Source organism: Tistrella sp., assembly GCF_002684955.1.
In the GTDB taxonomy this organism is placed as follows: domain Bacteria; phylum Pseudomonadota; class Alphaproteobacteria; order Tistrellales; family Tistrellaceae; genus Tistrella; species Tistrella mobilis.
The window spans coordinates 38,316-51,777 of the sequence record NZ_NYWI01000029.1 but is presented as its reverse complement, the minus strand read 5'-3'; the positions used below and the strand labels follow the sequence as shown (position 1 = coordinate 51,777).

At 68.8% G+C, this 13,462-nt stretch carries 10 protein-coding genes; 6 read left to right on the top strand and 4 right to left on the bottom strand.

Translation table 11 applies throughout. The annotated features are described in order from the left end of the window. Positions 1–93: 93 nt before the first annotated feature. Positions 94–1,002 carry a cation diffusion facilitator family transporter gene (locus tag CMO28_RS07275; protein WP_296711777.1) on the top strand — a complete coding sequence of 303 codons (909 nt, stop codon included), beginning with the start codon at positions 94–96 and terminating at the stop codon, positions 1,000–1,002. On the opposite strand, the gene CMO28_RS07270 is transcribed toward CMO28_RS07275, so the two are convergent. After that, positions 992–1,996: a helix-turn-helix domain-containing protein gene (locus tag CMO28_RS07270; RefSeq protein ID WP_296711774.1), complete on the bottom strand. Its 1,005-nt coding sequence runs from the start codon at positions 1,994–1,996 to the stop codon at positions 992–994. The genes CMO28_RS07275 and CMO28_RS07270 overlap by 11 nt on opposite strands. A 160-nt stretch (positions 1,997–2,156) precedes the next feature. Between CMO28_RS07270 and CMO28_RS07265 the strand changes: the two genes are divergently transcribed. From CMO28_RS07265 to CMO28_RS07255, 3 genes are all read left to right on the top strand, one after another. Next, complete coding sequence (locus CMO28_RS07265; protein ID WP_296711770.1) at positions 2,157–3,461, top strand: spinster family MFS transporter; 1,305 nt, start codon at positions 2,157–2,159, stop codon at positions 3,459–3,461. A gap of 5 nt (positions 3,462–3,466) precedes the next feature. After that, a complete protein-coding gene (locus tag CMO28_RS07260; protein WP_296711768.1) occupies positions 3,467–4,648 on the top strand; it encodes a M24 family metallopeptidase in 1,182 nt (393 codons plus the stop codon). Between the two features lie 145 nt (positions 4,649–4,793). Further along, a complete protein-coding gene (locus CMO28_RS07255) occupies positions 4,794–5,690 on the top strand; it encodes a pirin family protein (protein ID WP_296711767.1) in 897 nt (298 codons plus the stop codon). A gap of 4 nt (positions 5,691–5,694) precedes the next feature. Here the strand turns inward: CMO28_RS07255 and aguA are convergent, their stop codons facing one another. Together aguA and CMO28_RS07245 are read right to left on the bottom strand one after the other, a co-directional pair. After that, on the bottom strand, positions 5,695–6,834 hold the full coding sequence (gene aguA / locus CMO28_RS07250; RefSeq protein ID WP_296711765.1) for an agmatine deiminase: 1,140 nt from the start codon (positions 6,832–6,834) through the stop codon (positions 5,695–5,697). A gap of 27 nt (positions 6,835–6,861) precedes the next feature. Continuing rightward, a complete protein-coding gene (locus tag CMO28_RS07245) occupies positions 6,862–7,956 on the bottom strand; it encodes a glucokinase (protein WP_296711763.1) in 1,095 nt (364 codons plus the stop codon). Between the two features lie 197 nt (positions 7,957–8,153). On the opposite strand from CMO28_RS07245, the gene CMO28_RS07240 reads away from it, so the two are divergent. After that, positions 8,154–9,959: a calcium-binding protein gene (locus CMO28_RS07240; protein ID WP_296711761.1), complete on the top strand. Its 1,806-nt coding sequence runs from the start codon at positions 8,154–8,156 to the stop codon at positions 9,957–9,959. A 4-nt stretch (positions 9,960–9,963) separates the two neighbouring features. Here CMO28_RS07240 and CMO28_RS07235 read toward each other — a convergent pair whose 3' ends face one another. Further along, a complete protein-coding gene (locus CMO28_RS07235) occupies positions 9,964–10,338 on the bottom strand; it encodes a hypothetical protein (RefSeq protein WP_051045319.1) in 375 nt (124 codons plus the stop codon). A gap of 338 nt (positions 10,339–10,676) precedes the next feature. On the opposite strand from CMO28_RS07235, the gene CMO28_RS07230 reads away from it, so the two are divergent. After that, the gene (locus CMO28_RS07230) at positions 10,677–13,343 is read left to right on the top strand and encodes a glycosyltransferase (protein WP_296711755.1); all 2,667 of its coding nucleotides are present in this window, start codon (positions 10,677–10,679) and stop codon (positions 13,341–13,343) included. The last annotated feature ends 119 nt before the right edge of the window (positions 13,344–13,462 follow it).

The following is a 13,462-nucleotide window of genomic DNA, read 5'->3' as shown; positions in this document are numbered from 1 at the left end:
GCCGGTTCGCCGGCACCGCAGGGGCCTGCCGGTGGGGATCGGCATCCCCTGGCGGCCGGAAGAACAACGACCCGTTCACCGGGAGACGTCAGTATGTCTATCATGTCGCCAGCCGAGCGGGCACGCGAACGCGCGGTTGCGATCGCAGTTCTGGCAGACCTTGCCCTTTGCGGGCCGTTCGTGGCGGTTGCGATCTGGTCGGGCTCGCTCACCATGATCGCCGACGGCGTGCGCGGCACGCTGCTGATCTGCGTGGGGCTGGTATCCTATGCCACGCTGCGCAACATCAACCGCCGCCGCACCGGCAATTTCGAATACGGCACCGCCAAGCTGGAACAGGCGGTCTCCATCCTGATCGCGATGATGCTGGTCGTGGCGGCCTGTTTCATCATCTACAAGATCGCGACCAAGGTGCCGGCAGCGTCGGAAACCGGCAATGCCGCCTATCTCGCCACCTTCTTCGTGACCTTCAACCTGTTTCTGAACACCGCCCAGATGCTGTCGCTGCGCCGCGCGGCCCGCGATGGCGCCTCGATCATCGTGGTGTCGCAATATCGCGCCCGGATCGCCAAGACCATCGGCTCGGTGGTGGTGGTCGGCTGCGTGGCACTGGACCAGCTGGCCGGCGACATGATGCTGTCCTACTGGGCCGATATCGTCGGCTCGACGGTCGTTGCCGTCATCATGCTCACCACCACCTATGGCATGCTCAAGGAAGCCATGCCCGACCTGCTCGACCGCTCTCTGGCAGAGCCGATGCAGATGGAGATCAACAAGGTCCTGGCGCAGTTCTTCGACGAATATGACGACATCATCCGGGTCCGCAGCCGCCGGCTCGGCAATGGTGCCGAGGTCGAGATCACGCTGACCTTCGAAGGCGACCGCCCCTTCTCGCAGATCGCCGGCATCCTGGACCGGATGCGCGCCGCCCTCGCCCAGGCCCTGCCGGGCGCGCAGATCGTTCTGGTGCCGCAGCCGGCCGGCCATCACGTCATGGCCTGATCGCACGCCCTCGCCCATCCACGCCCGCTCGCCTGTCCGCGCCCGGCGGATGGCCGAAGAAGGCGGTATAGGCCCGGCCGAACGCCGCCTGGCCTGAGAATCCGACCAGGGCCGCCACGTCGACCAGACCATGGCGGCCCTCGCGGATCATCCGCCGGGCCGCCTGCATGCGGTGGCGCTTGCCATAGTCGTGGGGTGTGCAGCCGAAGCGCGCCACGAACCCCGCCGCCAGCCGGTTGTGGCTGATGCCCCCCCGTCGCACCAGGTCGCGAAAACCGGGCGGGTCGGCCAGTTCCCGCCGCAGGATGTCCGCCGCCCGTTCGATCTGCATCTCGTGGCGGGTCCGGGCCGGCACCCCGTCGGCGGCGCGGCGTGGCCCCGCCGCGGCCGCCATCACGCCCGCCGCCTCGATCATAAGTTCCTGCAGTTTCAGGCTCTCATAGGCCCGGGCCAGCGCCTGAGGCCGGGGCGGGCCGTCGATCAGCGCGTCCATCACCGCATGCATGGCGGGCGTCATCGCCACCGACAGGCCGAAGGGCGCCTCCAGACCCCCGTTCAGCAGATCGGTGAAAGCCGGCAGCCGGCCGGTGCGGTCGGGGAACAGCACCGCCGCCGCATGGGCGGGCGGAACCCAGAAGGCGGCATAGCGGATCGGCCGCCCTGCCCGCCAGCGCCGGATCTGGCGGCTGCCGGCCGGAAACAGCCCGATATAGAGCGTGCCGCCGCCATGGCGCTCGGTACCATGGGCGGTGATCCGCCGCCGCCCGCCGCCGGTCTGGACGAACTGGATGCTGACGGTGTCGTCCATCACATGGCGCAGGGTCAGATCCGCGGTCAGCCGTCCGTCCAGCCACCAGCCGACGATGCCGCCCGGCATGATCTCGAACCGGCTCCGCCCCTCGAAAGGGGCCGCGTCCATCAGCGGCGTGCCGGCCTCCAGCGCCGCCACCACCGCCCGCTGATCGGTCCAGGGCGTGCCAATCCCCGCCGCCATCCACCTTCTCCCGAAGAATTTTGCATCTGGTCTCGTATCAGCGCATGCAGAGGGACGAAATGCAAAATCTCCGTGCATCCCTGGAAAGACGCCGGGCCGGCCCGCACTCCACACTTTCCTCAACCCGCCATCAAGGCGGCAGACAGGGAGCACAACGACAATGACGGCATCAGACGGAGTTGCGACCGACAGGTCCGAGGGTGGGCCGACGATTGCACAGGGGGCCGGGCTCGCGCTTGCGCTGCTCGGCCTGATCAATCTTTTCAACTACATGGACCGGGTTCTGTTCTCGGTCCTGCTGGAGCCGATCAAGGCCGAGCTGGGCTTCAGCGACGCCCGGATGGGCCTGCTCGGCGGCTTCGCCTTTGCGCTGTTCTATGCCGTGTTCGGCCTCGCCATGGGCCGGCTCGCCGACCGGACCAACCGGGTACGGGTGATCGCGGTGTCGCTCGCCCTCTGGAGCCTCGCCACCGCCGCCTGCGGCCTGGCCCGCAGCTTCATCGGCCTTTTCGCCGCCCGCATGACGGTGGGCGTTGGAGAGGCCGGCTGCGTGCCTTCGGCCCATTCGCTGATCGGCGACCTGTTTCCGCCCGAACGCCGCGCCTGGGCGGTCTCCGTCTTCACCGGCATCGGCTCGCTCGGCAGCATGATCGGCCTGGTGGTCGCGGCCGCGCTGGTCGCGGAGCATGGCTGGCGGATGGTCTTCTTCTATTTCGGCCTGCCGGGCCTGGCGCTCGCCCTGATCATTCCGCTGGTTCTGCGCGAACCGCCCCGCGGCCGCTTCGACCAGGGCGGCAGCGCCCGGCCGCCCGCGCTCCGGCCAGCACTGGCCGAGCTGCTGGGCTCGGCCGCAGTGGTCCACCTGCTGATCGCGATCCCCTTCTTCTACGTCACCGTCGGCCTCGCCACCTGGATCCCGGCCTTTTTCCAGCGCGTCCACGGCGTCGGTATCGCAGACTTCGGCCGCAGCGGCGGGCTCGCCCTCGGGCTCGGCGTGCTGATCGGCACCTTCGCCGGCGGCTGGCTCGCCAACCGGCTGATCCGCCGGGCGCGATCGTGGGAATTCCGTCTGCCGGCACTGGCGGGTCTGGTCTCGGCCCCGCTCTTCGCCGCCACCTTCCTGGTGGGCGATACCGGCCTCGCCTATGGTCTGCTCTTCCTGGCCTTCCTGGTTTCGGGCCTCGGCATGGGGCCGTCGATGTCCTGCATGCAGGTCGTGGCCGGGCCCCATATCCGGGCGACCGCCATCGCCTTCATGGTCTTCGCCACCTCGATCATCAGCTATGGCGGCGCGCCGGCCCTGGTCGGGCTGATCAGCGATCTGGCGCTCGCCCATGGCCTCGCCACCGATGCCGGCGCCTCGCTGCGCCTGGCGCTGATCGTCACCCTGCTGCCACCCCTGATCAGCGGCCTGTTCTTTCAGGCCGCGCTCAACCGCCGCCGCCGCATCGATCCGGAGCTTTGAGCCTCATGACCGCCGACGCCCGCCCCGCCCCCATCACCGGCGCCCCGCCGCTCTCCGAGATCACCGGCCGTGTCGACCGCCTGCGCACCGCCATGGAGCTTGCCGGCGTCGACGCCCTGGTCCTCACCAACCCCGACAGCGTCTACTACCTCACCCATTTTGCGAACTTCGTCCACGAACGCCCGTTTATCCTTGTGGTGACGGGCCAGGGCCCGCTGCGCTTCATCGTGCCGGCGCTCGAAATCCCCCATGTCCGCATCCGCGGCCTGGGCGCGATCGACTGCATCGCCTATCGCGAATTCCCCGCCCCTGCCGGCCAGGGCTGGGATGACCGGCTGACCGGGCTGCTCGCCCCCGGCCTCAAGGTCGCGGTCGAACCCGACTGCCCGCTCTTCGTCGCCGGGCGGCTGTCGGCGGCCGGCCATGATCCGGTACCGGCCGCCCTGGTCGAGGATCTGCGGATGGTGAAATCCCCCTGGGAGATCGGCCGGCTGCGCCATGCCGCCGATCTGGTCTCCGACGCCCATGCCGCCCTTCTCGCCATGGCGCAGCCGGGGTTGAAGGTGATCGAGATCCACGGCACGCTGTCCCGGCGGATGACCGGCGCAGCCCTTGCCGCCAATCCGCATCTGAACCTGCTGGCCTGCAATTTCGCCGCGGTGGCCCAGCCGCCCGAGGTCTCGCACGATCCGCACAACTTCACCGACCTGTTCATGGCCCTGGGCCGGAGCGGCCCGCATGTCAGCATCGTCGCCTGCCGGGCCGACGGCTATGCGGCAGAGCTGGAGCGGACCTTCTTCCTGGGGGAGGCACCGGCCGCCGCCAAGCCCGCTTTCAACGCGATGGCAGAGGCCCGGGCGCTGGCCTTCGACCTGTTGAAGCCCGGGGCGTCGATGGCCGCGATCGACGAGGCGGTCAATGCATCGCTGATCCGCGCCGGCCATGGCGACCACCTGCTGCACCGCACCGGCCATGCCTTCGGCGTCACCGGCCACGAGGCGCCCTTTCTGGCCGAGGGCTATCACCGGATCGTCGAGGCCGGCCAGGTGTTCAGCATCGAGCCCGGCATCTATATCGAGGGGCTGGGCGGCTTCCGCCATTCCGACACCGTGCTGGTGACCGAAACCGGCTGCCTGTCGCTGACCAGCGCCCCGGACCGGCTGGAAGATCTTGTGGTCCCGGTGTAAGCCGCCCCGTCGCATCGTTTCCATCCGCGCGACGGAGCGTTGCAATTCTACGGTCTTCGGAAACAGTCTCCGACACCCTATCTTGAATCGGGAAGACAGGGCGGCGCCGGTGCGCCGCCCGCAGCCATTCGAAAGGGGGTGCCCGATGACCGCCACCACCACCCTCACCTCCTCGCCCCGGCCCGCGGATGCCACGACCGGTCGCCACGTCACGCAGGTGGTGGTCGGCCGTGCCGTCTCCGATGGTGACGGGGTCAAGCTCAAGCGGGTGATCGGTCAGCCGTCGCTCGACATGCTCGACCCGTTCCTGATGCTGGATGAATTCGGCTCCGACGATCCCGGCGCCTATATCGGCGGTTTTCCCGCCCATCCGCATCGCGGCTTCGAGACCGTGACCTACATGCTCGCCGGCCGCATGCGCCATGCCGACAATGCCGGGCACAAGGGCGTGCTGGTGCCGGGCGGCGTGCAGTGGATGTCCGCCGGTCGCGGCATCATCCATGAAGAGATGCCCGAGCAGACCGAAGGGCTGATGCGCGGCTTTCAGCTGTGGGTGAACCTCCCCGCGGCCGAAAAGATGGCGCGCCCCGCCTATCGCGAATTCGGGCCCGAGAGCATCCCCGCCGCCGCCCTGCCCGGCGATGCCGGCACGGTCAAGGTGATCGCGGGCGAGGTGTTCGGCACCACCGGCCCCGTGGCCGGCGTCGCCAGCGATCCGCTCTATGTCGACATCGAGCTGGTGCCGGGCGGCGAGGTGGAACTGCCGGTCCCTGCCGGCCACACCGCCTTCCTCTATGTCTATGACGGTGCGCTGATCGCCGGCACGGGAGAGGCGGCGCGGCCGCTCGGCACCGCACGTCTGGCGGTTCTGGGCGGCGATGGCGGGCTCGGCCTTGCCAACGCCTCGGACCAGCCCGCCCGGGCGATCCTGGTTGCCGGCCGCCCGATCGGCGAGCCGGTCGCCCGCTACGGCCCCTTCGTGATGAACACCGAGGCGGAGATCATCCAGGCGATCGAGGACTATCGCCGCGGCCGCTTCTGACCGGTCACGGCCGGTCGGACCGGCCAGCCAGACGCGCCGGCACCTGCTGTGTGATGCAATGAACGTTGCCGCCGCCCAGCAGGATCTCGCGCCCCGGCACGCCCAGGATCTCCCATCCCGGACAGGCGGCGGCGATTGCATCGGCCGCCGCCTGATCGCGTGCGGGATCCAGCAGCGGCATCACGATCCGCCGCCGGCCCGATGCCGCCCCGTGGGCCATCAGGAAATTTACGTAAGACCCGGCCAGGCGATCGCCGGCCAGGCGCGGCTGGCTGCCGGGCACGACATCCACCCCCGCCGCTTCTTCTGCGGTCAGGGCAAGGGGGCCCGGCTGATGCACCCGGTGCACGGTCAGCCGCCGGCCGCGTGCATCACGTGCTTCGGCCAGCAGCGCCTCGGCCTCGGCCGAGCGTTCCCATTGCGGATCGCCGCGATCATCGGTCCAGGTCAGGCACACCACGCCCGGCGCCACCACATGGATCAGGTTGTCGACATGGCCGGTGGTTTCGTCCAGAAACACGCCGCGCGGCAGCCAGATCACCCGTTCGGCGCCGAGCGCCTGCCCCAGCGCCGCCTCGACCGCCGCCTGCCCCTCAAGGCCGTTGCGGCCGGGGGATAGCAGGCATTCGGCAGTGGTGAAGACGGTGCCCTCGCCATCGCTATGGATGGCGCCGCCCTCCAGCACCACCGGCGCCCGCCAGCTGCCATCGGCATCGATCTCCGACACCTTGGCCGCCACCAGATCGTCCTGGTCCCAGGGGAAATACAGCCCGTCATGAAAGCCGCCCCAGGCATTGAACCGCCAGTCGATACCGAGTCGCCCGCCGGCGTCGTCGATCACGAAACTGGGGCCGACATCGCGCATCCAGGCATCGTTGGTGCTCATCTCCACCAGACGCACATGGCGGGGCAGCCGGGATCGGGCATTCGACCACTGCCGGGCCGAGACCGCCACCGTCACCGGTACGGCGTCGGCGATCGCCGTTGCAACCGCGGTGAAGGCCGCCTGGGCCGGCTTGGCGCCCAGCCGCCAGTTGTCGGGCCGTTCCGGCCAGATCATCCAGCAGCCATCCTGCGGTGCGAATTCGCCGGGCATGCGGAAACCGCGCGTGGCCGGCGTCGGAACTGTCTGATCGCCCGTCATGGCGCTCTCTCCCGCCTCTGGAGCCTGTCAGTCGAAAACCGGACCGGCCTCGCGCGCCGCCACCGCATCAGCGATGCCGGTCAGCCCTGCAAAGGCCAGATCGTCACCCGCCGGCGCCAGTTCCAGCGGCACATTGGCAAGATAGCCGGAAAACCTGCCCTTGGCCCTGAACCGCGCCGCTGCCCGACGGCGATCGAACAGCCCGCCCAGCCGATGTAGCAGATCGCCCGAAAGCACCACGCCGCCGCGCGCGCCGGTCGCGATCGCCAGATCGCCGGCCACCGCGCCGGCCCAGCCCGAGAACAGTTCGAACGCCTCCCGTGCCCCGGCATCGCCGGCAAGGGCTGCCTCCGTCACCGCCTCAGCTTCACCCTGGACAGGGGCCAGGCCGCGCACCGCGGCCACCGCCGCCGCCAGCCGCGGCAGGCCGTGGCCGGAAACGAGATCTTCGGCCGAGACGTGATCATTCACCCCGGCCGTGCCGGGCAGCGGCCGCGCCGCCTCGATCACCGCCCATTCGGCGGCAGTTTCCGCCGCCAGCGTCACATGCCCGCCTTCGGCCGGCACCACCTGCGGCAGCCCGCCACGCCCGGGCAGGATCAGCGCGGTGCCGAAGCCGGTGCCCAGCCCGATCAGCAGCCGCGGTGCCTCGTCGTCGGGCGTGCCCGGCGCCACCATCTCGCGCGTGCCGCCCGCCCCCAGTGCCAGCCCCATCGCCTGGGCCGCCAGATCATTGACCATCGCAATGCCGCGCAGGCCCAGCGCCCGTGCGATGGCGGCGGAGGAAATCGCCAGCGCCGGATGATTGGTCAGCAGCGCCTGTCCGGCCCCATGATCGATCGGGCCCGCCACGGCGATGGCCAGCGCCGCCGGCACCCGGCCGGCCGCCTTCAGCCAGACCCGGCGCAGCAGATCGGGCAGATCCCCGATCTCGTGGGTGGCGAAGCGGCCGAGCAGGACGGTCCGGCCGCGGCCGTCACGCCGGGCGATGCGCAGATTGGTGCCGCCCAGATCCGCGATCAGCAGATCGGGCTGCGGCCGCGGTGCCGCTGGCCGCTCCGTCTTCGAACCGCCCCGCTGCGGGCGCCCCGGCTGCGAGGGGCTGCCGTCGGGAAAGCGCATCGCATCAGATCCTTCTTGAAAGCGCCGCCACCCGGCCCTTCATACCCTGCCACCCCGGCACTGCCTAGCCCGGAAGGCCGTGGACCGGGTGATTGACGTTTACGTAAACGTCATTGACCACGCCGACGCCCCGCCTCTAACATAACCTTTGGTTGATAAAAAGACGCCGGACCCCTGGTCACGGCTGAGGAGGGGAAATGCCGATCTTCACCTATAAGGGCGAGGATGCCCGCGCCGATATCGAGACCGCCTTCGGTCTTGCCCGCAATGCCCAGTTCGCCGCCTTCAATGCCCTCGCCGGCGTCATCGGCGTGGTGGCCGAAGCCGGTGGCGGTGATCCCGACCTGCCCGCCGGCTGGCGCGCCGTCACCGCCGCCGAACTCGGGCTTTCCGCCGATCGGGTCGATGCCTATGGCAACTTCATCGGCCAGACCTCCAGCAGCCCGCAGGCCCGCATCCTGGCCGAGACGGCGGCTGACGGCAGCATCACCCGGCTGGCGGTCGCCTTCGCCGGCACCAGCGATGCGGGGGATGTGGTCGACTATCTGGATCTGGTCGATGCCGCCTATGTCGATGAATTCGCCTATCTTCTGGAGGCCACGGCCGGTTTCGCGGCCGATATCGGCCTGACGGGCGCCGACGTGCTGGTCACCGGCTACAGCCTGGGTGGCGCGGCCGTGAACAATCTGGCCGAACGCCGCGGGGAACTGGCCGATGGCTTCTATGCCGATGCCGACTATTTCGGCTTCTCCTCGCCGACGATCCATGACGACCCGGATGTGGTGCTCAATTTCGGCGCCGAGAACGACGTGGTCTACCGCATCATCGGCACCTCCGACGGCTCGGTCGGCGAAGGCCTGCTCGAAGCGCTGATCAACGAGGATCAGAGCTTCGCAAGTTCGGCTGACAACATCGTGCTGTTCAACGATTTTTACGCCAACCCGCTGTCGCCCTACGGCCCCTTCGGCATCCTGAACATCGCGGGCGGCTGGAACGCCCATGTCACCGGCATCCTGTCGGAACCGGCGGTGAGCGTGATCGGCCGGTCGAGCTTCTATGATCAGATCACGACCGACAGCGTGGTGGTGATCTCGCAATTGAGCGACCTGCTCCGCGGCACCGTCTGGGTGGAGGATGCGCCGCGCGCCACCTCGGATCACCACGGCGCGCCCGCCTTCATCCTGGGCACCGATCAGGCCGATCGCCTGCGGGACGGCCGGGGCGGCGACTTCCTCGACGGCTTCGGCGGCGATGATCTGGTGGCGCTGTCCACCGGCAACGACACGGTCGCGGGCGGCGCCGGGACCGACCGGGTGGAGATCGCGGGCGACGCGTCGGACATCACCGCGCTGCGCCTCGGCGACGGCACCGTCTTCCTCTATGACGAAACCGGCACGCTCGGGCTCAAAGAGCTGCGCTCGGTCGAGCGGGTGGATTTCGACGGCTGGTTCCAGTCCTTCGACCTGGGCGCGGACGGGCTCGACAACCGGTCGTGGTTCGGGGCGGATATCGCCTGGGCCGGCCATAGCGAGGGCAGCGGCACCGCCGACACCCTGGCGGGCACCGCCGGCACCGACCGGATCTTCGGCCTGGCCGGCGACGACGTCCTGGCGGGGCTCGGCAGCCGGGACCTGCTCCATGGCGGGGCCGGCGGCGACCGGCTCGACGGCGGCGCGGGCGATGACGCCCTGTTCGGTGCCGCGGGCGACGACGTGCTGATCGCGGGCACCGGCAATGACCGGCTGTCGGGCGGCACGGGCAGTGACCGTTTCGACTTTTCAGCCGGCATCGCGGGCGTCAACCGGATCACCGATTTCAACGCCCATGCCGACGATCACGATCTGATCGTGCTCGACGCCGATCTCTTCGCCTCGGCAGAGGCCGCCCGCGCGGCCTTCATGCGCATCGGCGGTGATGCCGTCCTCGTCACCGCCGCCGGCAGCATCATCCTCGACGGCGTGCAGCCGGGTGGGCTGACCGCGGCGGACTTCCTGCTGGCATAAGGGGTTATCCCCGGCTGCGGAACAGCCGCAACAGGGCGAAGACCGCGGCCGGGGCCGCAGCGCCGGCATTGTAGAGCGCGAAGGCGAAGATCGAGAGCACCAGCCCCGCCAGCGCCAGTTTCTGGCCCAGCGGATGGGCGATGATCAGGGCTGCGATCGACACCACAAGGGCGGCGCCGCCGATCACGCCCATGTTGAAGGCTTCCAGCAGCAGCTGCCGGGGGCCGCACCACAGCGGGCGCGCCTCGGCGGCGCAGGCCCACGTCAATGCCTCGGGCTGGACCACTTCCACCCTCAACCACAGGGCCAGAAGGATGGTTGCGGCGATCCCAAGACCAGCGAGGGGCAGAAACAGGGCGGAGGGATGTTCGCGGGACATATCTTGACACATGGCTATGCACGTTCCGCTGTTGTGTGGCCCGGGGCGGAGCATATATAACTCGTAACCGACGCGGGGCTGCGTCGGAACTAAAAAAGAAACGAGGACAGGTCGGGCGTGGCGAAGCCCGGTTTCCTTTGAGGTAAAGCTGGAAGTGGAAGGAACGACGCAAGCCGTCTAAAAAGACGCCTGTCGTTCCGTCCGGTGATCGAAAGAGATCAGCGGGCGCAGCCTTCAAGTGCACTCAAAAGACAAATGGTTGGCTCGTGGCGCACTCCATTCCGGGGCGCGCCGTTTTTCCGTGGCATCACTTGGGACGCAAGATCGTGCCGAACGACATGCCTGCTGAACCGACCAAGAAGACGCGCGGCAAGACGCGCGGCTGGATCGGCGCCATTGCCGTCACGGCCGTCATCGCGCTTGGCAACGTGGCCTTCTGGGCCCTCCCCAATCAGCACGAGCGGGAATTGCCCGCAGTGACCGAGCCCCTGCTCGGCGCCGCCTATTCACCCTTTCGCCCGGAGAATGATCCGAAGGCCGGCGAGGAGCCGACCGTCGATCAGGTCCGGGAAGATCTGGCGCTGGTCGCCACCCGGTTCCGCGAGATCCGGACCTATTCGGCCCTCGGCATCCAGGGGGCCGTACCGGCCCTGGCGCGCGAGCGCGGCCTGAAGGTCACCATGGGCTCGTGGCTGGACAAGGACGAGGCCAAGAACGATCGCGAGATCGAGGCCCTGGTCCAGGGCGCCCGCCGGAACCCCAACGTCACCCGCGTGCTGGTGGGTAACGAGGCGATCCTGCGCGCCGACCAGACGCCCGAACAGATCATCGCCCGCATCCGTCAGGTGAAGAGTCAGGTCCGCCAGCCGGTGTCGACCGCAGAGCCCTGGCATGTGTGGCTTGAACATCCCGAACTCGGCCGTGCCGCCGACTTCCTCGCGGTCCATATCCTGCCCTATTGGGAAGGCCTGACCGTCGAGCAGTCGATCGACCACACGGTCGCTATGTACAACCGCCTGAAGCGGATGTATCCGGGCAAGCCGATCCTGGTTGCCGAGGCCGGCTGGCCGTCGGATGGCCGTGCCTTCAACAAGGCCGTGCCCTCGATTGGCGAAGAAGCCAGGTTCATCCGCCAGCTGGTCGCGCGCGCCAGGAAGGAAGGCATCAACTTCTACCTGATGGAAGCCTTCGACCAGCCGTGGAAGCGGTATGACGAGGGTGGCGTCGGTGCCTATTGGGGCTACTGGAATGCCGACCGTCAGCCGAAATTCGACCTGACCGGTCCGGTCGATCCGCTGCCGGCCTGGCCTGCCATCGCGCTGGCCGCGGCGCTGATCGCCCTGCCGCTGAACCTCACCTTCCTGGCACGTCGTCGTGACATGTCGTGGACCGGCCGGCTCTCCTTCGTGGTGCTGGTGCAGGCTGCGGCGGCCTTGGTCGCCTGGGTCGGCTATCGCTTCGCCGTCCAGTACATGGACGTCTCGGGTGCGGTCGCGGGCGGCGTGCTCGCGGTGCTGATGGGCATGCTGGTCATCCTGCTGCTCTCCCAGACGCTGGAATTCGTCGAGGTCCTGTTCGCCCGCGGCCGTCGCCGGCCGAGCGAGCCGGTGGAAGCCGCTCCCGAAGGCTACCGCCTGCCCAAGGTCTCGATCCACGTGCCGGCCTATAACGAGCCGCCCGAGATGATGCGCGAGACCCTGGTCGCGCTCTCGCGGCTCGACTACCCGGACTTCGAGGTCCTGGTCATCGACAACAACACCAAGGACGAGGCCGTGTGGCGGCCGCTGGAGCGGATCTGCGCCGAACTCGGCCCCCGCTTCCGCTTCTTCCACGTCGCCCCGCTCGAAGGCTTCAAGGCCGGTGCGCTGAACTATGCGCTGCGCCACACGGCCGAGGATTCCGAGGTGATCGCGGTCATCGACGCGGACTACGTGGTCTCGCCCGACTGGCTGCGGAAGATGACGCCGCATTTCGCCGACGAGAAGGTGGGCTTCGTCCAGTCGCCGCAGGATCATCGCGACTGGCAGGAGCATCCCTTCAAGACCGCGACCAACTGGGAATATGCCGGCTTCTTCGACATCGGCATGGTTCAGCGCAACGATCACGATGCGATCGTCCAGCACGGCACCATGACCATGATCCGCCGCAAGGCGCTGGAGAGTGTCGGCGGCTGGTCGGAGTGGTGCATCTGCGAAGACACCGAACTTGGCCTGCGCCTGATGGAGAACGGCTGGAGCTCGGTCTATTCGAACCACCGCTTCGGCTGGGGTGTCACCCCCGACAGCTTCATGGCCTACAAGAAGCAGCGCTTCCGCTGGGCCTATGGCGGCATGCAGATCATGCGCGGCCATCTGGGCTATATCATGGGCCGCAAGCGCTCGGCGCTGAAGCCGATGCAGAAGTATCACTTCCTGGCCGGCTGGGCCGGCTGGGCGGCTGATGCCCTGGGTCTGATCATCGCCGTGCTGTCGGTTCTGTGGGGTGCGCTGGCCATCGCCTTCCCGGCGATCGTGGAACTGCCCTCCTCGCTGTTCGTCGTCCCGGCGCTTGCCGGCTTCGCGATCCGCACCATGCACATCATCGGCCTCTATCAGGGCCGCGTGAACTGCACCATCGGCCAGCGGCTGGGCGCCTGCCTTGCCGGTCTCAGCCTCAGCTTCACCATCGGCACGGCCGTGCTCTACGGTCTGATCACCAGACATCTGCCCTTCTTCCGCACGCCCAAGGCGGAGAATCAGCCGGCGGTGATGCAGGCCTTCCAGATGGCCCGCGCCGAAACCATCCTGGCGGTGGCCCTGGTGGGTGTCGCCATCGGCATCTCGATCGTCTATGCGCCCTTCGTCGAAAGCCGGTTCTGGGTGGCGCTGATGCTGCTGCAGGCCGCGAATTACGGCTCCAGCCTGGGGATGGCGCTGATCGCCGCCCTGCCCGCCCGCAAGACCCGTGCGGCCCGCAAGGCGGCCAAGGCCCAGCTGCTGGCGGCCAAGACCGGCCAGCATGCCTGACCTCTGACCACCATCCCGGATCCCGTCCCCGCCGTCGCCGGCTCTCCCCGGCGGCCGGGGCCGGAGGCAGGAAACCCCCGGCAGAGCCCGTGCTGCCGGGGGTTTCGCTTGTCTGGTCG